This is a genomic window from Anaerosporobacter faecicola (genome assembly GCF_012070565.1).
Lineage (GTDB): Bacteria > Bacillota > Clostridia > Lachnospirales > Lachnospiraceae > Anaerosporobacter > Anaerosporobacter faecicola.
Genome location: NZ_JAAQRO010000030.1, coordinates 100,539 through 121,509, shown reverse-complemented (window position 1 = coordinate 121,509; position 20,971 = coordinate 100,539). Strand labels below are relative to the sequence as shown.

The 20,971-nt window shown below is 35.7% G+C and carries 38 protein-coding genes; 4 read left to right on the top strand and 34 right to left on the bottom strand.

Annotated features, from left to right (window positions below):
* Positions 1-176: 176 nt before the first annotated feature.
* The 24 genes from HBB17_RS13145 to HBB17_RS13030 form a co-directional block, all read right to left on the bottom strand.
* The gene (locus HBB17_RS13145; RefSeq protein ID WP_167957953.1) at positions 177-605 is read right to left on the bottom strand and encodes a hypothetical protein; all 429 of its coding nucleotides are present in this window, start codon (positions 603-605) and stop codon (positions 177-179) included.
* Between the two features lie 40 nt (positions 606-645).
* Entirely contained in the window at positions 646-831 is a 186-nt protein-coding gene (locus HBB17_RS13140; RefSeq protein ID WP_167957952.1) for a hypothetical protein, read from the bottom strand.
* Complete coding sequence (locus tag HBB17_RS13135) at positions 815-961, bottom strand: hypothetical protein (protein WP_167957951.1); 147 nt, start codon at positions 959-961, stop codon at positions 815-817. The genes HBB17_RS13140 and HBB17_RS13135 overlap by 17 nt, the downstream gene beginning before the upstream one ends.
* Before the next feature lie 12 nt (positions 962-973).
* Positions 974-1,543: a hypothetical protein gene (locus tag HBB17_RS13130; protein WP_167957950.1), complete on the bottom strand. Its 570-nt coding sequence runs from the start codon at positions 1,541-1,543 to the stop codon at positions 974-976.
* Positions 1,540-2,319 (bottom strand): hypothetical protein, encoded by a 780-nt coding sequence (locus HBB17_RS13125; protein WP_167957949.1) that lies wholly within the window; start codon positions 2,317-2,319, stop codon positions 1,540-1,542. Before HBB17_RS13125 ends, HBB17_RS13130 begins: the two co-directional genes overlap by 4 nt.
* Positions 2,320-3,040: 721 nt before the next feature.
* Complete coding sequence (locus tag HBB17_RS13120) at positions 3,041-3,277, bottom strand: hypothetical protein (RefSeq protein WP_167955102.1); 237 nt, start codon at positions 3,275-3,277, stop codon at positions 3,041-3,043.
* 24 nt (positions 3,278-3,301) lie between these two features.
* Positions 3,302-4,366 carry a hypothetical protein gene (locus HBB17_RS13115; RefSeq protein ID WP_238483749.1) on the bottom strand — a complete coding sequence of 355 codons (1,065 nt, stop codon included), beginning with the start codon at positions 4,364-4,366 and terminating at the stop codon, positions 3,302-3,304.
* 150 nt (positions 4,367-4,516) lie between these two features.
* A complete protein-coding gene (locus HBB17_RS13110) occupies positions 4,517-4,963 on the bottom strand; it encodes a hypothetical protein (RefSeq protein WP_167957948.1) in 447 nt (148 codons plus the stop codon).
* A 151-nt stretch (positions 4,964-5,114) separates the two neighbouring features.
* On the bottom strand, positions 5,115-5,255 hold the full coding sequence (locus tag HBB17_RS13105; protein ID WP_167957947.1) for a hypothetical protein: 141 nt from the start codon (positions 5,253-5,255) through the stop codon (positions 5,115-5,117).
* A 31-nt stretch (positions 5,256-5,286) separates the two neighbouring features.
* Positions 5,287-5,619, bottom strand: a complete 333-nt coding sequence (locus HBB17_RS13100; RefSeq protein WP_238483748.1) for a beta-sandwich lipoprotein — start codon at positions 5,617-5,619, stop codon at positions 5,287-5,289.
* Between the two features lie 69 nt (positions 5,620-5,688).
* Positions 5,689-6,024, bottom strand: coding sequence for a hypothetical protein (locus HBB17_RS13095; protein WP_167957946.1), 336 nt, complete (start codon positions 6,022-6,024; stop codon positions 5,689-5,691).
* 1 nt (position 6,025) lies between these two features.
* Positions 6,026-6,199, bottom strand: a complete 174-nt coding sequence (locus HBB17_RS13090) for a hypothetical protein (RefSeq protein ID WP_167957945.1) — start codon at positions 6,197-6,199, stop codon at positions 6,026-6,028.
* Positions 6,196-6,369, bottom strand: coding sequence for a hypothetical protein (locus tag HBB17_RS13085; protein WP_167957944.1), 174 nt, complete (start codon positions 6,367-6,369; stop codon positions 6,196-6,198). The genes HBB17_RS13090 and HBB17_RS13085 overlap by 4 nt, the downstream gene beginning before the upstream one ends.
* Before the next feature lie 2 nt (positions 6,370-6,371).
* Positions 6,372-7,007, bottom strand: coding sequence for a replicative helicase loader/inhibitor (locus tag HBB17_RS13080; protein ID WP_167957943.1), 636 nt, complete (start codon positions 7,005-7,007; stop codon positions 6,372-6,374).
* Complete coding sequence (locus HBB17_RS13075; RefSeq protein ID WP_167957942.1) at positions 7,004-7,795, bottom strand: phage replisome organizer N-terminal domain-containing protein; 792 nt, start codon at positions 7,793-7,795, stop codon at positions 7,004-7,006. Before HBB17_RS13075 ends, HBB17_RS13080 begins: the two co-directional genes overlap by 4 nt.
* Positions 7,796-7,803: 8 nt before the next feature.
* Positions 7,804-8,238, bottom strand: a complete 435-nt coding sequence (locus tag HBB17_RS13070; protein ID WP_167957941.1) for a RusA family crossover junction endodeoxyribonuclease — start codon at positions 8,236-8,238, stop codon at positions 7,804-7,806.
* Positions 8,239-8,434: 196 nt separating this feature from the next.
* The gene (locus HBB17_RS13065; protein WP_167957940.1) at positions 8,435-9,088 is read right to left on the bottom strand and encodes a putative HNHc nuclease; all 654 of its coding nucleotides are present in this window, start codon (positions 9,086-9,088) and stop codon (positions 8,435-8,437) included.
* Positions 9,089-9,096: 8 nt separating this feature from the next.
* Positions 9,097-9,648, bottom strand: coding sequence for an ERF family protein (locus tag HBB17_RS13060; RefSeq protein ID WP_167957939.1), 552 nt, complete (start codon positions 9,646-9,648; stop codon positions 9,097-9,099).
* A gap of 9 nt (positions 9,649-9,657) precedes the next feature.
* Positions 9,658-10,137: a siphovirus Gp157 family protein gene (locus tag HBB17_RS13055; RefSeq protein ID WP_167957938.1), complete on the bottom strand. Its 480-nt coding sequence runs from the start codon at positions 10,135-10,137 to the stop codon at positions 9,658-9,660.
* Positions 10,138-10,265: 128 nt separating this feature from the next.
* Positions 10,266-10,433, bottom strand: a complete 168-nt coding sequence (locus HBB17_RS13050; protein ID WP_167957937.1) for a hypothetical protein — start codon at positions 10,431-10,433, stop codon at positions 10,266-10,268.
* 234 nt (positions 10,434-10,667) lie between these two features.
* Positions 10,668-10,946 (bottom strand): hypothetical protein, encoded by a 279-nt coding sequence (locus HBB17_RS13045; protein WP_167957936.1) that lies wholly within the window; start codon positions 10,944-10,946, stop codon positions 10,668-10,670.
* An 84-nt stretch (positions 10,947-11,030) separates the two neighbouring features.
* Complete coding sequence (locus HBB17_RS13040; protein ID WP_167957935.1) at positions 11,031-11,321, bottom strand: hypothetical protein; 291 nt, start codon at positions 11,319-11,321, stop codon at positions 11,031-11,033.
* A gap of 1 nt (position 11,322) precedes the next feature.
* Entirely contained in the window at positions 11,323-11,523 is a 201-nt protein-coding gene (locus HBB17_RS13035; protein WP_167957934.1) for a hypothetical protein, read from the bottom strand.
* A 12-nt stretch (positions 11,524-11,535) separates the two neighbouring features.
* Complete coding sequence (locus HBB17_RS13030) at positions 11,536-12,234, bottom strand: BRO family protein (protein WP_167957933.1); 699 nt, start codon at positions 12,232-12,234, stop codon at positions 11,536-11,538.
* 88 nt (positions 12,235-12,322) lie between these two features.
* On the opposite strand from HBB17_RS13030, the gene HBB17_RS13025 reads away from it, so the two are divergent.
* Entirely contained in the window at positions 12,323-12,532 is a 210-nt protein-coding gene (locus HBB17_RS13025) for a hypothetical protein (RefSeq protein ID WP_167957932.1), read from the top strand.
* On the opposite strand, the gene HBB17_RS13020 is transcribed toward HBB17_RS13025, so the two are convergent.
* From HBB17_RS13020 to HBB17_RS13000, 5 genes are read right to left on the bottom strand one after another with little or no spacing between them, the layout of a single operon-like run.
* Positions 12,516-12,653, bottom strand: coding sequence for a hypothetical protein (locus HBB17_RS13020; RefSeq protein WP_167957931.1), 138 nt, complete (start codon positions 12,651-12,653; stop codon positions 12,516-12,518). The genes HBB17_RS13025 and HBB17_RS13020 overlap by 17 nt on opposite strands.
* A 12-nt stretch (positions 12,654-12,665) precedes the next feature.
* Complete coding sequence (locus HBB17_RS13015) at positions 12,666-12,854, bottom strand: hypothetical protein (protein WP_167957930.1); 189 nt, start codon at positions 12,852-12,854, stop codon at positions 12,666-12,668.
* Positions 12,855-12,890: 36 nt separating this feature from the next.
* Positions 12,891-13,058 (bottom strand): hypothetical protein, encoded by a 168-nt coding sequence (locus HBB17_RS13010; protein WP_167957929.1) that lies wholly within the window; start codon positions 13,056-13,058, stop codon positions 12,891-12,893.
* Positions 13,059-13,080: 22 nt separating this feature from the next.
* Entirely contained in the window at positions 13,081-13,722 is a 642-nt protein-coding gene (locus HBB17_RS13005; protein ID WP_167957928.1) for a BRO-N domain-containing protein, read from the bottom strand.
* 10 nt (positions 13,723-13,732) lie between these two features.
* A complete protein-coding gene (locus HBB17_RS13000) occupies positions 13,733-13,921 on the bottom strand; it encodes a helix-turn-helix domain-containing protein (RefSeq protein ID WP_167957927.1) in 189 nt (62 codons plus the stop codon).
* Between the two features lie 211 nt (positions 13,922-14,132).
* Here HBB17_RS13000 and HBB17_RS12995 point away from each other — a divergent pair, with 211 nt between their 5' ends.
* From HBB17_RS12995 to HBB17_RS12985, 3 genes are all read left to right on the top strand, one after another.
* Positions 14,133-14,495, top strand: coding sequence for a helix-turn-helix domain-containing protein (locus HBB17_RS12995; RefSeq protein WP_167957926.1), 363 nt, complete (start codon positions 14,133-14,135; stop codon positions 14,493-14,495).
* A gap of 13 nt (positions 14,496-14,508) precedes the next feature.
* Positions 14,509-15,177: an ImmA/IrrE family metallo-endopeptidase gene (locus HBB17_RS12990; RefSeq protein WP_238483747.1), complete on the top strand. Its 669-nt coding sequence runs from the start codon at positions 14,509-14,511 to the stop codon at positions 15,175-15,177.
* A 123-nt stretch (positions 15,178-15,300) separates the two neighbouring features.
* Positions 15,301-16,413: a tyrosine-type recombinase/integrase gene (locus HBB17_RS12985; protein ID WP_167957925.1), complete on the top strand. Its 1,113-nt coding sequence runs from the start codon at positions 15,301-15,303 to the stop codon at positions 16,411-16,413.
* 20 nt (positions 16,414-16,433) lie between these two features.
* Here HBB17_RS12985 and rlmH read toward each other — a convergent pair whose 3' ends face one another.
* The 5 genes from rlmH to HBB17_RS12960 all read right to left on the bottom strand — a co-directional run bounded on the left by rlmH (position 16,434) and on the right by HBB17_RS12960 (position 20,894).
* The gene (gene rlmH, locus HBB17_RS12980) at positions 16,434-16,913 is read right to left on the bottom strand and encodes a 23S rRNA (pseudouridine(1915)-N(3))-methyltransferase RlmH (protein WP_167957924.1); all 480 of its coding nucleotides are present in this window, start codon (positions 16,911-16,913) and stop codon (positions 16,434-16,436) included.
* 85 nt (positions 16,914-16,998) lie between these two features.
* Positions 16,999-17,571 (bottom strand): hypothetical protein, encoded by a 573-nt coding sequence (locus HBB17_RS12975; protein ID WP_167957923.1) that lies wholly within the window; start codon positions 17,569-17,571, stop codon positions 16,999-17,001.
* A 292-nt stretch (positions 17,572-17,863) separates the two neighbouring features.
* Entirely contained in the window at positions 17,864-18,814 is a 951-nt protein-coding gene (locus HBB17_RS12970) for a hypothetical protein (RefSeq protein WP_167957922.1), read from the bottom strand.
* A 242-nt stretch (positions 18,815-19,056) separates the two neighbouring features.
* Positions 19,057-20,346 carry a hypothetical protein gene (locus tag HBB17_RS12965; RefSeq protein WP_167957921.1) on the bottom strand — a complete coding sequence of 430 codons (1,290 nt, stop codon included), beginning with the start codon at positions 20,344-20,346 and terminating at the stop codon, positions 19,057-19,059.
* Positions 20,343-20,894 (bottom strand): RNA polymerase sigma factor, encoded by a 552-nt coding sequence (locus HBB17_RS12960; RefSeq protein WP_167957920.1) that lies wholly within the window; start codon positions 20,892-20,894, stop codon positions 20,343-20,345. The genes HBB17_RS12965 and HBB17_RS12960 overlap by 4 nt, the downstream gene beginning before the upstream one ends.
* Positions 20,895-20,971: the final 77 nt, after the last annotated feature.

The following is a 20,971-nucleotide window of genomic DNA, read 5'->3' as shown; positions in this document are numbered from 1 at the left end:
CCAGAAATGTATATTTATTCCTCTTTGCCACACAAAAAAGCACCTACTACCTACTCAATGTAAGTAATAAGTGCTTCTTTCGGGGTGAATCTATCGATAAAGGAGGAGTAGCTATACTACCATATCCGATATAAACTAATCTTCTGTTATACTTGCTCTATCATAATTATAACATACTATTTTTGTGCTTTGTGTGCGTTTTGGAGATAATCACTAATTTTTCTTGATATTCTGCTCCTGTCTAAGTTGACTAAATTTCCTACCTCTGTTTGCCTTAATCCATCTATAAACCGGTATCTGAATATCAATCTAAGTTCGCTCTCTTCTATACTGTTAATAAACGTTTCAATCTCCAATGCCTTGGCTTCAAGCTCCTTCTTCTTCTTTTCTCTTGTTGCTATCAGCTTATCCCTTGTTGCAAGTTCCGTAGGGTCTTCTAGCAATACGCTCGTCCTTACTTCTGTGTAAGGGAAGCATCTCATGGACCCTTTTACCTTTCCTGCAACTGCTGTTATCTCTTTACCATACTCTTTCTCGATTCTTTTCTCCAGGTCATCTATTTCTCTTTTTATACTGGTATATTGCCTTAACTCTATCTCTGTCACTTTATCACTCCTTCACTAAATCATCGTTTACCTAACTACTTTATTCCTCTTCTTGTTCAAATTCAAACTTGTGTTCGGATATCTTTTTACCGCACTTTGGACAATATACCATCTCATTTTCGCTAGGTGTACTATCTTCGTTAAAGCACCAAACCAATCCGCATTCACTTTCCCAGTAGTGGCTCCAATTATCGTCTATTTCTCTCCAATTACACATATCCATCATTCTTCCCCTTCATCTCCTTGTAGTTGATGCATCTCTTAACATCAACAGGCTTTCCGTTGCATATAAATAACCTCTTGCAGCTCGAACACTCGCTATCATGTATTGTTTTTGGTTCTTCTTGATTCTTCATGCGATCACTCTCCTAACTCACAATGTCGAATTGCGTTCCAAGTAGGTCCATAATGCTTAATTGTCCTACCTTTTCTACCTTGGGTTCTCCAATTAGCTTCTCCATTTTGATTCTGCATTGTTTGAATGATTCTTGATACCTCTCTGGGTGTTCATGTAATCTCATTCTTAGCAAATTGTCTTGTTTAATAAACATTTCCAATCCAGTTACGTATCCAATTACATTGTCTATGTGTATATGTTCTGCATCTTTTTTATTTACCTTGTGTCTGTTATTAACCAAATACAAATAGTCTCTGTCTCTTTTATAGATTATTAGTGATTGTTTAGCATGTTCTCTGATTTCGTCTGCTCTTGCCATGAACTTGTTATCCACTTCTTGTGGAGTTTCTCTATTGTATATATCAGGAAAGTATTCAAGTTCTTCTAAGTTTTTCTTTTGATATATGATGTGGTTTCTTACACAATTCAAGTTGCACCCATCTTCCCAATTTGGATCACTTCCTCCGTACTCCATCAAGTAATCCCATCTTGCGAAGCTATCTATCAAACTCTTTTCTGCTTCTTTTTGCTCCTTTGTCACTCAATCACGCTCCTAACCTTGTCAAGGTTCTCACTTCCGTAGAATCTATAAACTGTACCTCTTAACGCTTTTGATGATTTTCCTATTATTTCAGCCATTAGTTCATATCCATAGCCTAACATAATTAACTCCTTGAGCCTTTGTTTTTCTTCATCAGTCCATTTAATGTGATTGTCTGCCTTGATTGGTCTTTCTTTGAATCCAAGGTCGCATATTCTTCTTTGTATTGCTCCGTTCGTTCTTCTCAACTTCTTTGACAAATCATCATATGTGTACTTGTACTGTTTCAGTAAGTAATGCAACTTTTCATCTTCTGTCTTAGTCCATGGAGTCATGATATATTTCCTATTCTTTTCAAAATCATGTTTTCTTTTTACTTTCGCCCACTCTGGTTCTGCTCCTAGCGTATTTTCAACAAATTTACTAAAGTCAAGCAGATATTTATTCTTCTCAGCCCACTTCCAAAACTCGTCAATATACACTATTTTGAATGAGCAATTGTTAACTCTTTTTCTGTGTATTGGAAAGTTTCTATTTTCTATCCATGACTTATTCTTATATCCACCGCTATCTATACCTAAAGCTATAAGTAATTGATGCCATGTAACATAGTCTCCACTTTCAAGGAACGGCCCCAATCCTAATTTCTGTGCTTTTATCAATATCGCATTCTCTGTACGATTAAGATTTTTCATTAGTGAGATAATTGATAGCTTACCCCAGTTATCTTCTAAATACTGTATTTCTTCTTTTTTCCAATTTCGTTGTTGCCCCATTTTAGAAAGGAGCCGATGCGCATCTTCCCGGGAAGCTCCGACCTCCTTTCTGTTTTTAGTTTATGTTCTGTTTCTCCACTTACCGCCGTACCACTTATGGTACGTTACTGGACTGTAGTTACTGTAGTCATATGTATAACCTTCGCACACATGACTTGATCTGTACTGCTCGCAATCGTAGTTTTTACATGTTGCGCAGCATACTTCATTCTTTGGATACATCTATTCTCCTTCCTTGTTCCCTACACGATTGTCGGGTACATCAAAGCTTTTTCATCTGCATACTTTATATTTCTTGTACCTTTGCAATTACCACAAGGTTCATTTCTTTTAACTCTTGGGCATTCTATATTTTTGCTCCTATCGCAAACAAAATAAGCGTTGCGACTATACATATCTTTAATTACCATTCAATTAAAACTCCTTTCCAAAAATATCAATCTCTTAATTTACAGCTTCAAATTTTAGTTTACCAACTCAACCTTTTATGGTACTCTATTGGATAGTACATATAAATAAAGAGGTGAGTTATAATGAAGTCTATCTTGTATCCCTTGTTATTTGGTCTATTGATTACAATCGTAGTATATTCAATAATCAAAGCTACTCATAATAATCCCAAAATCATAAAAATAATTTCTATTATTTCTTTTTCCTTTTCAGCTATTTTAACTGTAATTCTATTAGTAATTTTAATTATTACGCTAGTATAGATATCAATTTATCTTGCTAATTTGTAATACTTGTCTATTATCTTTTCTGCCATATTCCACACTAAATAGTTAACCTCATTATGGGTTTCTGCTATTGCAATTTGTTCCCAAACTAAACGTTCAATGTCATTCATCTTAGCAAAAGCATTATCTATGTTGTTTCGCTTTACTGCTCTTAGCTGCTTTTCTTGCCATTTCTTAAGCTGGTTATTAAGTTTGATGTTTTCTTGTTCTGTATATGCCATCTGACACCTCTCTTAAAGATCAATTTACTTGATTAATTGATCTATTGTCATTTGACCAGGAATCTGATTGCTCAAGCAAACATCTGTATATCTATCTTCCCAGTCAACTCCAATATAATCTAGTACCCTGCCCCAACCGAATTTTTCTTTTGTCTCTGGGTCAGTACAGCAACGATACATATAAAACTCCCACTCTTTTTCGTTTCTTTCTCTTAGCATATCGAAACGATGTGGTCTTGCTTCCATGTGTATTCCAAATCCGCACATGCTGCAACCTGTTCTCTGTGCTCCTGTTGTATATAGTGTTCCATCTGGCTTTCTTTCAATTGTTCCATAGATTTCAGGTATTGGTGCTTTCAGATCAAGTGCAAGTTGTAGCAAGTCTTGTCTCAAAAATGGAGTAAATGGTGCTGATCTGATAACAGTTTTCCCGAAGTAATTACAACCATGTTCTGTTAATGCTTCTTCTCTTTGTCCTCCCTCGCTTGCCATCAATCCAAGAAAAGGTTTACTGTTATGTTCTTTTGCCCATTTATCGCAAGGTTGTTCTTTCATGTACAGGCAACACTTGTTTGATACCTTGAATGGAGCTATCTGATAATTAACTCCCTCATTTTCATTCTCATATCCAGCGAATAGCTTTAACCATTTCTGTGGCATCTTCATTCTGCTATTCTTAGCAAAGTGACCTTGTTCTCCACATTCCCCAGTAATAATTGCATGTCTTACTGTCTTGTTCTTATCGGTTGGATTCTGTAAGGTGTCAATTCGTCCTGCTATCTTTTTGCTGATTACTGGGAATCCCACTTCGTTCAATATCTCAACTTTGCTCTTTCCTGGAGCTATTGTAATAATTCCTAACTCTTTATGTATTCTCTGAATGCTTTTATCTTCAAGTGATGATACTGATACAGCAGGAACATCAATGCCTATCTTTCGAAGGAATAAGAGTAATACAATACTATCTAGTCCTCCAACGCTAACATGTGCATTCAGTCCTCTACGATCTAGCTCACTTATAAACTCAAAAGCTCTTTGTTCTGCTCTTTTTAGTTTTACCTCATATGGAAGTTGTTGCATTGCTGTCATTTGCGCTTTTTTTTGCTCTTTTATGTTCTCTAAATTCCTCTAATGTTAATTCTTTTTCGTTCATTCTATTCACGGAGTAAAGACGTCTTTACTGGTGGCCACCAAACCTCTTACTCCTTTCTATTTTATTATTCTTACTTACCTAAACTATCATTTTGCTACTTTTGTCGGTAGCAAAATTCCAATTTGTTTCTTTCTTCCATCTGTAACTAACAAAGGAAGAGTTGGCCCTTGTACATAAAATCTAGCCTTTGCCCCAAATATCTTCTTGTAATAATCACTTACCCATGCATAATTACCGTTTTCACAATCTACTTTCGAGTATCCTTTCTCGTCATGATCTGTTATTTTACCCTGTACACTATTTTTCATGATTGCATTTGGGTTAAGTGTCACAATATCTAAACCTCTTACTTTTACACCATCTTCAATTTTTCGCACCTTAGACAAGTCAACTACGACTTCGTCTTTCTTAATAAATGTTCCTCTTACATTATCAAGTAAAAGTATCTTTTCGTCGAACTCAATATATGCCATATTAGCAATTCCCGAACTAACTAGTTGCATCTGCATTTTTATATGTGGTTTATATGCCATTCTTAATCCTCCGATCTATGATCTACCATCTCGCTCACATGAGCGAATTGCTTGTTATACCTTTCCAACATTAACTAAATCGTTACGGTAGCGGTCTAGCCTGTCCTACCGCAACTATGATGTAACCGGACTTGCCGGACGTTACAACCTACTAATTAATGCAGTTCTCAATATACTCATATACATCATCACGTATAATGTTAATATCATCTTTCTCATACGCTTCCAGTATTGTTTCCTTTTCTGACATAATCAGTTCTGCAATAAACTGTGATAATTCAGTATTCTTCATATAATCACCTATTCCTTTCCTAAACCTTTATTTAATCAATGTTCTCAAATTCAACTGGGATCCACATCTTCGGATTGTAATTAAGTGTATACTTGTATTTTGAAACATTCTTTGACCCTAGTTGTTCAACAACATATGTAACGTTGTCGCTTAATCCTACAAAGTGCTTTTGATAGTTACCGTTTTCATCTTCAACTATTATCTCAAGCTGATTGTCTGCTGTATCTGCTGTAATTGATAGCTTACCAGTCATTTGGAACAACACATCTCCTTCGATGCAATTAATAACTGTAAGTTGACGTACAACATTAAAACTGTCGGCTTCTTTTGATAAATTTTCTGAAACTAATAATCTTTTTTTCATATTCTTATTCTCCAATCTTTTTATTTGTATAACTTATTTAGGTTATAACTTGTATATATAACCACTTAATTATCTTTTACTTTCAATCTTTACACCAGTTTCATCTAGCAAATATTGTTTAATATCCTCCAAAGACAAGTATCCTCTGTCATAAGAATCATACAAATCAATGCAAAAATCAGTAAATCGTTCTTCTCTTGATTTTCCATCTACAACCTTTCGCATCAGATCAGCATACTTGTCATGCAATACCATAGTCGGTATGCCCAACATGAGCGTAAATGCAGTTGCGACAGCTTTGTCCGTTGCTTCTTTCTTCAATGCTTCAATCTCGCTTCTCCTCATGCTTATCATTGGATCTTTTGCTGATTCTCTTTCAGTTCTTCTTCGTTCTGCACGGTTCATACTACCGCCTTACCTTTCTTTTCGCACACTTGTTTCCGAATTTGTCCGCTCCAATGTATGCCTTTCCTTCTTTTATCATTTTTGCAATATGGCACATTTTATTCCAATTATCTAGGTTTTCTTGCCCTAGTTCTTGTTGCTTTACATGCATTCTATTTTCCTCTTTACTTCTCATTGCCTACCTCCATCGAACAACTCCATAGGAAAAGCGTCCTCTTCTCCGGTATCGTCAATCACGTAGTAGCAACCATTACCTATTGCAGTTACGTTGTATCCTTTTCCTACTGTAAGCAAGCCTTTCCATAAGCTGTTGTTCTTGCACTTTGCTTTAAAATATTCGTCCATGCTCATTCCTCCCAATATCCATTCTTAATATCTTCCAATGCTTTTATTGTTGATTCCTGCATGTCTCTATTAACCGGCCCCCTATGTTGTTCCTCATGCTGCTCAATTGCTAGTTGCTTGCAATACTTGTCAGCAAGTCCAAATTGTTGTTTTACTGATATAGGTATCAGATCATGTTGCTGTTGTCTTGCTAACTCATTTCTGTACGTTTTTACAAACAAGGATTTTTCAACCGACTGTAATACACTAACATCGCTCTTTGCTAGTTCACGTAGATTATCTGGACTTCCTATTGCCTTTTGACAAAGTGCTGGAAGTTTATTAAATTCCTCGACGCTGTAATACGTGCTCTTGCAAATTGCCTTGTATACTAATGACCACGCTTCCTCTTCGTTTTCATACTTTCCTTCTAGTCCAGTAACCGTCCTTGTACCTGCAATCAATTGCGATACGCTTGGTGCAAAACTGCTATTACTTGACGCTATGTAAGTCATAAGCGAAGCTTGTATAACATTGTAATCATAATCTGCTAATAATGTTGCCCATACATCTGCCGTATTGCTCATGTTGTCAGATTTAAAGTTTGGAAAAGCTGACGAAATAATCATCAATATCTTAACTACTTCTTGTCGTATCATACCTTGCTCCAATCTATTCCTTGATTGCTTTGTTGCTTGCCTACATTTCCATCAGGTCCATATACGTCTTTCCAGTTATTCAATATTGATTTTTCCAACATTGCTATTGCCGTATCGTTGTCATACTTGTTAAGTTTGTTAATCATCATCGTTATTGCTCGTTCTGTCATTTTCCCATTCTTAATGCTCTTTCGCATTTTGATAAATTCAATAAATGTAGAGTTGAGTTTTTCATCATTAGGGAAATATGTTTGAGCGGTAGCGAGTTTCTTTGTTTTTTTCTTTATATCTTTATCTATATCTTCTTCTTTTTCTTTTTCTATTTCTTCTTCTGAAACAGCGACGCATGACGATGAATCGTCGGTTGTCAGACGATTGTCAGACGATTTTTCTTCGATAAGTTGCTTTTGTCTAGCTCTTCTTTCTTGCTGATACAGCCTATCTCTCTCTTTCTTTTTGTCGTATGAATCCAACGTTTGGTACTTGTTCCAGTTTGGAATTGTTATAGTATTGTCAATTATCTCTACCATTCCAAGTTGCTCGAACTTTTCTAAAGCCATTCTTACGTCTGGTACTTCTCTTCTGAATACTGCGCTTAGCATTTCATCTGTGTAAGCAATTTTATCTGACAATAAAAATACTCCATCATTGTTTGTTTTGCCTGCTAAACAAAGCAGTTTGAACCAGATTGTTATGATCGTGTCAGAGCAAGGCATTGCGTCAATTAGTAACATCTTTTCATCGTCGAAGATATCCGTAACAACCTTTATCCATTTAACATCTGCCATATAATCACCTACATTTCGCTAATCCAAACTCTTACATAAGGTTCATCGTTATAAAGTTTCTCCATTTGCAGCTGTACTACTTGTGTATCATCTTTGTAAGCAATACCGTTAAGTGCATCAAGTACAACCTTACATATATTATCAATATCAGGTTTCTTTGTTGGAAGGATCTCTGAATCAAGCATCTTCTTTCTTACTTTCTTAGAAGTACTTTTTGGTGGAGCAAAGAAGCACTTTATTGTTACATCAAGAGGCCCTTCAAATATTGTAAATGGCAATGTTTGGTGTTCTAAAGCTTCCAAGCATCTAGTCTTAATCAAGTTTTCATACAAAACAGTTTTTTCTGGTGTAATGCTACTCATATGTTTAACTCTTGTATTATAAAATGTTCTTGCTCTTGCCTTCCCTTGTGGGTTTCCTGGTATAGTAAAATCTATTGTCATGCGTTTCCGCCTTTCTTTTCATAGGGGAGCTGCCACACTCCCCAGGATAAGGAGTTTTAATACTGTGATATATCTAAAATCCTTGGTGCATAGTGCTTACGCATTATGTGGTTAATGAGTTACATTTATATACGTCCTCGACCTCGTACAATCGATTTCTAGGCGGGTAATTGTTTGAGGTAGAGAATTTGTATATCTAACTTACCTCTACGCCTATTTCATCGTTATACACGATTCCGTAAACATGATTCTTTTCAAAAAACTTTAGTTCATCGTTGTGACATATTGTATGGTGTTCTCTACACAGGCTTATAAGCAATCTTCCTTTGTTATCAACTCTGTTTCGATTGTTACCCATGCCAACTCTGGATCCTTCGCAGTGGTGTATATCTGATAGTGGTTTACCACATACAGCACACACTCTATGTTTTATGCAATAATACAGATACTTCGATACATCGTCTGTTCGGTTTACTCCTAAATCTTCTAAAATCACACCATGTTCTATGGCAAACTCCATGAGCGTATTGATAAACTCCCTTGCAGTATCCATGGTGCATGTGGACAATGAAAAGTAATCGCAACCAGTACGTGCAATGTGTAAATACTTCAACCACTCTTTTGCTTCCTCTGGCAAGTATCCAGTATGTCTTGATATATCTGCTATAGTTGCATATGCTTTCTTTCTCTGCTCTGCGCTTATGTGTCTGCCATCATCAAGCCATATTCCTGCATTTCGCATCTTCTTGGTTTCTATAGATTCTTGAAGGTTTATGTTAGGAATGAATACCTTTAGTTCTGTGCCTTCTTGATTTACTCTGTAGCCTGTTAACTTTGCCAGTACATACATTCAATCACCTACTTCTTAGCACAGTATCCGCAAAGTGCTTGTCCGTTTCCTCTCTTAAGTGCAAAATCCCAAGCCTGTTCATCTGTGTAAGTTTTTCCTTGGCTAGTAAATCCTTTTATTTCTTTTCCGCACTTTGCACATACATGAGGTTCTTTCCCTTGCTTATTTGAATTGTCCATGCTGTCAGCGTCTTTCACATCATCAATACAAAACAATCCATTTAAAGCATATTTACGAGCGTATGAGCTAGTAGCTCCGGTAACTTGGCTAGAATCCATTCCTTTTTTTGATTCTTCCTCTCTTGCATATGCAGTATTTTCGATCTTATCTGATGTTTCACAATCGATAATGGTTGCTGTTGCTTTTACATAATGTCTGCCGTCTATGTACTCTATGGTGTCATTAACAGTAAGTACAGCATTAACTTCTTTTAGTAATGGTTTTACGCCTTCTAATATGTCTTCACAGCTTCTATAATTGTATTTACCGAATGAGTTGTACTGGTTCTTAGGTGCTTTCAACTCAACCTGTATTTTTAGCAGTTTTTCATAGATATTCATTGGATCACCTTACCTTATCTGTAATGTTTGTGATTGCTCCAAGTGTGCAAACTCTAATTCCTGTGTTTTTAAAATCTCTTTGATTCTTGAATTGTCAACTTTAGGGTCCTGTGGAATCATGTACTCGCTTGGTACTTCACCAGTTACAACAAGTTTTGCAGGTGTCTTGCGTAATGACACAGTAAACAGCGGTGTTTTTACCTTTTGTTTTTCTGTAACTTCTAGCATGGTTTGAAGTGCTGATTTCATACGTTTTACGTTATTGTCAAGGCTTGTTTGTCTTGCTTTTAAACGATCAATTTCCTTTTGCAAAGAATCGCTTTCAGAATTTATAGAGTTAATTACCTTGCAATAACTGTCGCACTTAAATTCAATATCTCCCTCAACCGATTCCAATGTGTCCTTAAATACATCTTCTTCAATATCACCATCTTGCATCATCTGGTATAGTTGTAATACCTCACCTGTTAAATCATATAATGTTGCCATCTTCTTCCCCCATTTCTTCTAGGCACTCGTCTTTGTGCCCTAGCTTGCATCTATCAGTTCCAAATCTGTTGTAATATTCCATATCTTTTTCTTTCTGTTGGTCGTGCTGTTCGAATAAATCTACGTTATCAAACAACATCATCTTCACCACCAAACACTACGCATTTTAATTTCTTGCTCTTTACTTCTTTATCTCTTATCACGGCTGCGTATCCTGCCTTAACAAGTAATCTTGACAGGTCGCACATATCTTCATGTGTTAGCTTACCACTTAAGTTTGCTATTACTGTTTTCAATGTTCTTCCTCCCTGTTATCTTCATATGAAACACACACGTTGTATGTTTTGTTGTTAACAGTTACTACCTCATGATTAGGTATACAGCACATGCATTTATTACCGTCTCGATTGTGCTTGCATGTAATATCATCGCAACCAACTATCTGCAACATGTTGACATTTACCTCCGTTTGTGATATTCTCACCTTGAATATTTTGTTTAGTTGCTGAATCCTTTGGAATGGCGGTTCCTTAGGATTCTTTTCTTAGTCCGCATTCGATGAATGCCTTTCGTACAAGTAAGTAGCCTTCATGATCTGGAATTTCTCTTAGTACTTCTGTGATTCTTTCATTCCACTCTTGCTTTTTATTTCCTTTCTCAAGTGCTTCTTTAAGTGCTTTTCTAAACTCTTGACCGTTTCCAAATATTCCGACGTTGTTCTGTTTGCTACCATAACCGCAATCAGCAGGCTTTTTGTTATGTAACTGGTTTGCAATACCGTTCATCTTACTTGCTTTACTAATGCTCACTCTCTTACCTCCCTTACTCCGTATTTGATAATTAAGATGGTGCATACTACCAGTGATACAAATGTAAAAGCATTTAGCATGTTATCACCCATTTCGAATACGAAGCATGTCGATGATAATATCAAGTTTTTTTGATATTGCATACAACTCTGTATCTTCTTGGGTATCTTCTTTATTGGTGTTGTTAGTTTCCATTGCTTCTTTTTGCAACTCTGTTTTCTTTTTGATTCCTTTTTCTTTTAAGATTGCATAGATACATTTTTCTGATACCTTAGTAATACCAATGATGTCTTTGTTCTTTACACCTCTTTGATAAAGTCCAACTACTAAATCTTTGTCTTGTTCAGATAAATTACTAAAATTTGTTGTTTTCATGTTATCGCTCCTCTCTAGTTAAGTAAGCTACACAGCTACCAAAGATAATAATTGGGATAAATATTACCAACCTCCGTGTTGCTACCATCAATTCAATGTTTTCTTGTTCTAAAGCTCCGAGTGTACCGTATGACAGTACAAATAGCATAATTACAATTAAGATGCTTGCGCGATGGATAAACCGTTCTGTTTTTACTTTCATAGGCTTGTCTCCCTAATTCATACGCATTTGTGCGTTGCAATCATTGATAGTCAACTGTGTAGTATAGCAAGGTTTCCAGTTCCATATAAACTCTCTAGCCTTTTCAAAGTCGATAACAGCAATATTGTTTCGGCTATTAACATTAAAGTAATTCTTAATGTCTCTACCAATCTCCTTAAATACTTTTTTGCTTATTTCCTTATAAGCTTCCGAGTTTTTGCCACCAAGTACATCTGTTACCTGCTTATTTACAAGTCTTTCAAGTTGAAGCTGTTGACCATAATCAATTGTCATGTTGTTTTCTAATACTGTGACACGATCAGATACGTTGTCGATCATTGACAACTGCTCTCTCATGATTTCTTGTGGTGTCAGTGGCTTTTGATATGTACCAGTTTTGCGAATGCTAGGTAATACTTCACTGGTTACCCACTTCTTAAATCTTTTTGCTGATTCTAATTTACTGCCAAAGATTAATGCGTACATTCCGCTTTCGTTGATTACCGTTGTTTCTTGCAATCTTCCAAGCGAATCTGTGAGGTGGTGTTTCGCCATATCATCTGATTCAACATGTTGCTTTAAAGCATTAACAGAATCTTTAAACCCAAGAGCATTTGTTACATCTTTACCAACAAAATAAGGTTCCTCGTTAATAGTTACTGTTCGGACTTGTCCAAACTCTTGATTTTCGAAAATTGTTAATTGATTCATATGATCTTCCTTTCTTGTAATAAATTGGTTTTTCTCCTATAATGTAAGTACCGACTGCCATCGGAATACATATGAAAGGAGAAAATCTATGAGTGAATTCAAAATAATAAATCCACCAAATATAAAACTTAGTGACATAAAAGTTGATGTTATCCAAACTGATGATTGTATAATTACCACTAATACATATCCAAATGGTTTTGTATTAAAAATGATTCAAAAAGCCGATGAAGTAAAAATACAAACTAGTTCTCCAATGATTAACAACAACGATGGAACATTTAGCATTCCTGAATAGTGATTTTTTCTGCTTTTACAGTTACTGAATCAGCAGAAATAACTACTTCTGTATTACCTTTTTTTATTAACTGCTCTTGCTTATCTTTAGTTGGAGCAGTTATTTTTTGTTTTTCGTTCATATGATCTCCTTTCTACCCTTTGTATTTTTCAGATAATTGTTTCAAAAAAATTTCAAACTTGTCTGGGAAACATAGCCAAGGACTAGTTTTCCCTACGCCCTTCTTGAATGCTGGACTACCTTTTGTTTTACATATCTCTATTATCTGATTCCTAGACATCGAGAATTTATCTGAAAGCTCATTTACGGTTAATGCTTGCATAGCATCCCTCCTTACGCAGTTTCCAAGTATGCAATATCACTTGATAATTCCTATTGACTTTAATTCACTGTAGATTGCTAGCATGTTCTTGTATGCTTCTTTAGATGGAATTGTGTTAATGTTGTCTTCTTCTCCACATATATCTTTGCTTGCTTGATAATTTTCTCTGAGATACTCAATAACACTTAATATTTTTTCTTCCATATGGACTGTTCACGACCTTTCATCATGCTGTTTGTGTCTGTTTTGTAACAACTTTGTTAACTTCGTCGCTAACGGAAAAATCTAGTCCATACTTTTCCTTAACTCCCATCAACTCAACAGTACAATCAAGCACCTCTTGCCTTTCAACTAGCATTTTGGGTGTCATATCTGCCTTTTTAATCATCTTAGGATAACCATATTTAGTTGATATTGCCTTGTTTGTTATTGTATTAGCCTTTATAAAGCTAACTTGCACTGGATTCTTTAAGGACTGTTTAAGTTTTGCCATTGCTTCTTTCTGGTGCTCCTTATCTAGCATACGGAATACTTGGAATCCCTCTAAACCAGTTGACTGTCGAAGTTGTTTGAGCATTTCATATACCCAGTCTTGAAATTCCTCTGCTTCTGGCTTGTTGCTTCTCATGATTAGTCGATATAGACCTTTTTCATTGAGAACTATCATTTCTTGTGTTTCTGGGGATTTCGCCTTATCTGATGTGATACGTACTTTGTGCGTACCCTTGTATTTATCAGGCATTTTTCTTGTAGCAACATTCGCGTCTCTAAAACCTAAAGCATCGGTAATGTCTTTAGCTACTGCCCACCACTCTCCGTCTTTCTCAACAAATCGGATTTGATAACCGTTCCATATCTCTGTTTTCATTATGTACCTCCTATTCTGTAAGGAAATATTCAATAGCAACTCCAAAATACTCAGCTATTTTTTGCAATTTATCTGCTTTAGGAGTATATTTTCCTTGCTTCCACGCTGTTAGTGTAGCTGTAGCAATACCAGTTGATTTGCTCACTTTGTAAGCTGTTACGCCTTTTTTAAGCAATAATTCTTCGAATTTTTTATACAATATATCACCCCCCTTAAAAAACGCTTGACATTAGCTAAGATTCCTTATATACTTATATTGCCAAACAAAGTTATTTAAGAAATCAAAGTTATGTTTAACTTAGTTATCTAAGCTATGTATGTATATTAGCATAGTTTTCTAAGTGTGTCAACATAATTTTGAGTAATTTTTCTAACTTATTTTAAAATATTAGCAAGAAGGAGTAATAATTATGTATGAAATATTTGAAAAATTGCTTAAAAGTAGGGGGATAACAGCATACAAAGTGGCAAAAGACACAGGCATAACTACAGCTACATTGACATCGTGGAAGCAAGGAAAATATGTTCCAAAACAGGACAAATTGCAAAAAATAGCTGATTACTTTAATGTATCAGTTGATTATCTTATTAATGGAAAAGATGGTGAGAAAGAAGATAATAATAATGACTATGCTGCTAAGGATAAGATGGAACGTGAGATGCTAGTTCTTTGTAGAAGTATGGAAGATGTCTCAGAAGAAGAAAAAGAAGCACTAATAAATAACTTTAAAAATTCTATTGATATATTTTTAAAAGCTAAGGGGTTAAAATGAGGGAGGGAAACAGTTGTACATTGATTTTTTTAATTGTCAAAAAAACGCAACAGAGCTTCTTGCAAAACAGAAATTGAGATCTTCAAAAATTAATGTAATGAAGCTACTGTATGATAAGAATATATTTTTCTATTCAATTCAAGATTATACCAAAACTGTAAACAAGCCAATTACTGATTTCTATCAAAATGGTAAACTTGTTGATGGTTATACAATAATACTGCCAGAGGACAGTATGTACATAGTACTTTATAACAAAGAACTATGTAAGTCACGTATTAACTGGACTATCGCACATGAAATAGGGCATATTTATATGGGGCATACACAAGATACCGAAAAAGAAGAAATTGAAGCACACTTCTTTGCTGCTCAGTTAATTATGCCAGAATATGTTATTTACAAAATGGAATGTATTTACGGTGAAGTTAGTGTAAATGATATTTTAGGAGTATTTTATGTATCTAAAGACGCAGCGATAAAAAGGATCAATACTTTTGAAAGAAAATCATATTATAGTGACACTAAAGACGACTGTCATATATGGGATATGCTTTCTGATAATGTTAATGAGTATTACAAGATAAAAAATAGCAAAAAACGTCGTAATCCATTAATTTATACTGACAACAGTCGAGAGATATTTAATAGTGAATATGAATGGCTTTATGGTTTTCAATAATAAAAAGCCCTTGTTGTAAAATAAGGGCTTTTTATTATAAGAACGATATAATATTCTATTGCAACAATATTATATCATTCTACTTTATATATATCAATTACTTATTTTGAAAGGAATGATATTATGGCATCATTAAAAAAGAGAAAAGATGGACGTTATGCAAAACAAATAACGATTGGTATAAAGGACGGAAAGCCAGTAAAGAAAACAGTATACGGTAAGACGCTTAAGCAACTAGAAGAAAACTACATGAATCTAAAAAGACAATTAGAGCAAGGGATAAACCTCGACCTAAACATTGCAACATTAAGAGAACTTATGGAAGAATGGTACAAAATAGATGTTGAACCAAATATAAGAGAGAACACAAGAAGAAAATACATTTACTCATTCACGTCTATATACAACGAGCTAGGTTGTTTTAAAGTGAACGATATTAAAATGTATCATATTGAACACGCAATATATGAATTTAGAAAAACTGGTAATGAAGCAGCTAGATTTAAACTTATAATATTAAATAGGTTTTTTAACTATTGTGTGGATCATGATATCATTATGAAAAATCCATGTAAAAGAATGAGTATACCTAGAAATAAACCAGAAAAACGTAAACTAGAAAAAGTCGAATTAGAAAAAATTGAAAATGCAGAATTACCTATTTACGATAAGGTATTTTTATTTCTGCTACGTTACACAGGTGCAAGAGTTAGCGAAATAAACGCTCTATGCAAGTCAGATATAAATTTTAAAGACATGTATATAGATATCAATAAAACAGTAAGTACAAAAGTGGATACACACCCATTTATACAACAATTTCCTAAAACAGAAGCAGGTAAACGCAAAGTGCCTATTCTTATTCCTCTATATAAAGTGTTATATGAATATGTGAGCGGTCTAAAGAATGATAATGACTTATTGTTTACAATAGGCGATAACAAACCTTTATATCCTGCAAATCAATCAAAAAGACTTAAAAATATATTAAAGAAGTGCGGTATTGATTGTACAGATATTACTCCTCATTCATTTAGGCATAATTTTATATCAGAATGCTACTACGCTGGAATAGATATAAAAACAGTTCAGTCGTGGGTAGGTCATTCTGACATAAAAACAACTCTTGATATATACACTCATTTGTCAGAAAGTGATTTACTAAACGGAAGTCAAATGAACGATTTTTATAATGGAAGTCAAACGGAAGTCAAGCGTGATTTTAGGGTTGTGTAACCCCTTATTTTACAAGGGTTTTACTTATGATACGGTTCTCCCTTCATAATTCTAAACCCCCTATACACCTGCTCCAACAACACCATCCGCATCATCTGATGTGGAAAAGTCATCTTTGAGAAGCTTAGCTTATAATCTGCTCGATCAAGAATCCTCTTGTCAAGTCCAAGTGAACCTCCGATAACAAATACCACATTACTATCGCCATTGATCCCGAGTTGTTCCATCTTCTCGGACAGCTCTTCGCTGGTCAGCATCTTTCCTTCAATGGCGAGGGCGATTACGTACGCATTATCCTTAATATAGCGCAGAATGCGGTCGCCTTCTTTTGCTTTGATCTGGAGTTCCTCATTCTCGGAGGCATTGTCAGGCGTCTTCTCATCAGGCACTTCGATGATTTCTAATTTACAATAACGACTTAATCGCTTTGCATATTCCTCTATCCCTAAGGTAAAATATTTTTCTTTAATCTTTCCTACACATAAAACAGTTATCTTCATGAATTCTCCTCTAGCTTACGTAACATTATTTGTACTTTTTACTTTTTTATAATTCTACCCTATAATCACTACCATGCCAACTGTACTATAATTCTTGTTCCTTCGTGAATTTTCGAAGTGGTTCCTGTGGTAAAAAGAATTTGCCTGTTTTGTTCATTCGATATGTGATATAGATGCGAAGTACAATCATATAGATTGCAAGAATTCCATCTAACGTATTATCATAACTGATTGTCATAATCCCCATTGCGATGATTCCAACAATATGACAGATTAGGTAGTTTCGTAGCATCTTTTCATTATCACCTGCCAATTGGATCTTCCCCGTATTTAATAAGATTGTAGTGATACCTTGGAAGAATCGGTAGATAAACATAAATTCAGCGACAGAAACAATAATGGAACCAAGAAACGGAGTTGTGCTTGAGAACCCAAAAACAGGAGCAACCAATTCAACAGCTGTTATCAATGCCAGCAGTTCACTAAAGTGAGACGCCATCTTTAATTTTTGTTCATCAAATACCTTTATCATTTGTCGTATACCGATTGCCACGAAAATCCAGCCAACAAAACTTGGTAGGATTTGTAGTGAACCCAAATTAATATGAAAGGTAGCAAATATTAGCCCCCATACAATATAATTAAATGCTTTTGTCATTCTAACTCCCCTGTCCTTTCAACTGTTCTTTTTTTAACCTGCTTATTCATTCTCATTTTTATATAACTCTATGTGATCCATTCTTTATAATTCATTGCTTTTTTATCTTACATTGCTTTCTTATTCATGCATTCCTTCTTATCATGCATTGCTTTCTTATCTTTCATTGCTTACTTATTCATGAATTGCTTTCTTATCTTGCATTGCTTTCTTATTCATGCATTGCTTTCTTATCATACATTGTGTCTGATCAATGCGATCTATACCAACCAAACTCAAAATGTTGCGTATTTCAATTCTGGACTTCTTTCCAATACTTATATAGTTTCCATTGGTCTCGCCAATACTGTTCTTGATTGATTCCCCATAAACGGCAATATCCGTCTTCTCCTGTTGACGTACGATATACTAATTTCGGCATACAGGTAAATTGATTCCATTTGGGTTTACCCATTCTATTTGAAAGTTCATTTTCCCGAAATGTTAATGTAATTTCTTCTCCCGCTTTTAGCGGTATATCAAATTGGGGATTCGTCTGCAATTCATATTCTTCCCCATTCACAGTAACAGTAAGATCCATGAGATCTTCTGGTAATAATTCTGATTGAAGCGATTGAATTGTCATATCTGTATTTGCTTTACAAGTAACTGATGTTACGCCACTTGAATCCCCTGAACTAGAGTACTGATCCAAATCCTCCGACAAGTTTTCATCATGACAGATGACAATTTCCCCGATGTCCTCGGTTGTAATCTTTCCATTGCTCCAATGTAAATTCAGCTGACTAAGCTCTACGGTTTCTTGTAGTGGAATGCTTTGTAATTCCACATAAATCCTATGAATTTCGTACCGATCCACATAACTCCAAACAATTGATGAATCAACAAACGGTGTAAATGTTGCGCTAGGATCTATCCCATCCATTCCATACCCTTTCCATTCTGGATGCTCTGGAAATGTAACCGCATTTACCTTCTCTTTGGCACCACGATTGTTTACATAATAGATATAAAAGGAAGCGGACTCTGTCTGATTCTCAGAATCCACCGTTTCTGCTCTTATCTCCATACAAACAGGTAGCACTACTGGTGAAGATACTCGAAGCTTGAAATTTAGGAACACACATATTCCGATTGTAATACTTATTAATACAAGACCAATACGATAGATTTTTCGGGTACAAGCTTGCGCTTGAATCATTTCCTCTTTCGTAATTTGTTTCACCTCTTGTACATCTTCCATTATACTCGTTACTCCCCTCTTGATGCATATCTTTATTTATACGGATAAACCATACTCTTTTATCCACTACAGCCTGCACCTTACAAACTTTCAAGACCTTGTATTCTTCTTCCTTCAGCTGAAACAGCAATTCTAATAAACCGTCTTCCGTCCAGCCTCTAATTTTCAGTCAGTTATTTCCATTATAACATGTACTTTTCAGAAAAGAAACGTACTTTTACGCAAACATATTCCATCTTCCTTCAATTAAAACTGCCATCCCACGCCGGATAATCCACCAGATACTCTCCACTTACTGCCGGAACGTAAAATGCGCCATAAACCTTCAATCCTTCGGGTAGGTCCCCATTATGGTTCTCTGAAAGTTCTACATAAAAACGATAATACGGTTGATAATATTCTTCTCGTCCTACCAGATAGACTAGCTCTGTTTTTTTAATATCATCTACTGCAATCTCCCCATTCTTCAGATACTCGGTAGGAACAGAGGTAATATATTCTCCCTTGATAAGCAGGTTCTGTGCTGTATCCGCTGTTATAATTGGATATTCTCCCAGACATTCCGAAGCACACAGGGCATTGGTAAGCCAGATCAACATCAAGTTTCCCTGATCATCAGGAGCAAATGAAGCACTGGTAAAATTGTACCCAAGAATATTCTCTACGGTATCTTCTGAAGAATTGTACACGTAATAACTTCGATTCTCTTCCCCATAGATATCCCGATCTGCCCAACTATATGTGGTAGGGGAATCAAATTGTAGTAACTTGCTGAATTTCTTTGTCAGGTATTGCAACGTATCATCTGCCTGTTCATTGTCGGTATTGCTATGAGTAAAACTGTATTGTTTCGGTAACTGGATGCTTTCAGAAAATCCAATCCGAATATCCCCATTTCCGAAAATGGATATTTCGATTTCTTTGATTCCAAGACTTTTCCCATCACAAGTTGCCTCATAGGAATATGGCGCATTAGCAAGTTCCTCATTCACTCCATCTCCCATTATATCCTTCACATATTCATAACGGGTACCAGTTATAGATGTTCCTAAGGTAGCTGCTACATTTTCTGCCATAACTTTCATATCTTCTTCAGAGAGGTATACGGCTATCCCTCCACTGCTACTATCCGTATATGACAGATTTCGAAACACTGGTAAAGACGAAAGGTTCTGATCTACACTCCAGGGATTTTGATTGGCAAGCTCCGCTATATCATATGCCAGCAATCCCTCAAACCCCATTGATTCCGCTTCAAACTGAGAAGAAAGGGTAACAAGTTCTTTGGAGGCTGGTTCCAAATCGAATGCAGGATAAATCCTGTTAATCGGCTGATCGGTAGGGGGTAAACCAACATACCTGCTAAGGTATATGAATAATCCAAGCATCGCTGCTGCACATATGCCTCCTGTGGTGATCCATGTTCTTATACGATTCTTCTTTGTGTGATGCTTTGTCTGCTGCTTTAATTCAGGAATGAAGTCCTCATCTACATCACCAATGAAGTCCAACAGTTTTTCATTATTATTCATATCGGAACCCCCTCCTTTTCAAGATATTCTTTTAGAGCCATACGTGTTCGCTTAAGCGACATCTTTACAGCCCCTGCACTCATCGAACAATTCTCCCCTATGTCCTTAACAGAATACATATACCAATACCGCAACATAAATACACGCCGTGCTTTTGGTTTTAATTCTTTCAGAAATTGATTCAATAGCTCTTTCAGTGCGATATCGTCTGTGATTGATTGTCCACATCCCACACATTCCGCAAGTTCCTCCAGGCAAAGGGATACTTGCCCACAACCACGTTTCTCCCTATTCGCTCTGCGATAACGGTCAATAGATAGATTTCGAGTAATCTTTCCAAGAAAAACGGAAAGGCGCAAAGGTCGATTTGGTGGAATCGTGCCCCATGCTTTAAACCATGTTTCATTCACACATTCCTCTGCTTCTTGCACGGAATGAAGTATGTTATTTGCAATTGTACTACAGTATTGGCTGTATTTGCGCTCTGTTTCTGCAATGGCTGCTTCCGAACGCTTAAAATAAAGTTCCACTATTTCCTGATCGTCCACACGGTACCTCCTTCCTATGAATACTTCTTTCACCTATATAGACGTTGTTCCCTTTAAAAGAGTAACGAATTTTCTGA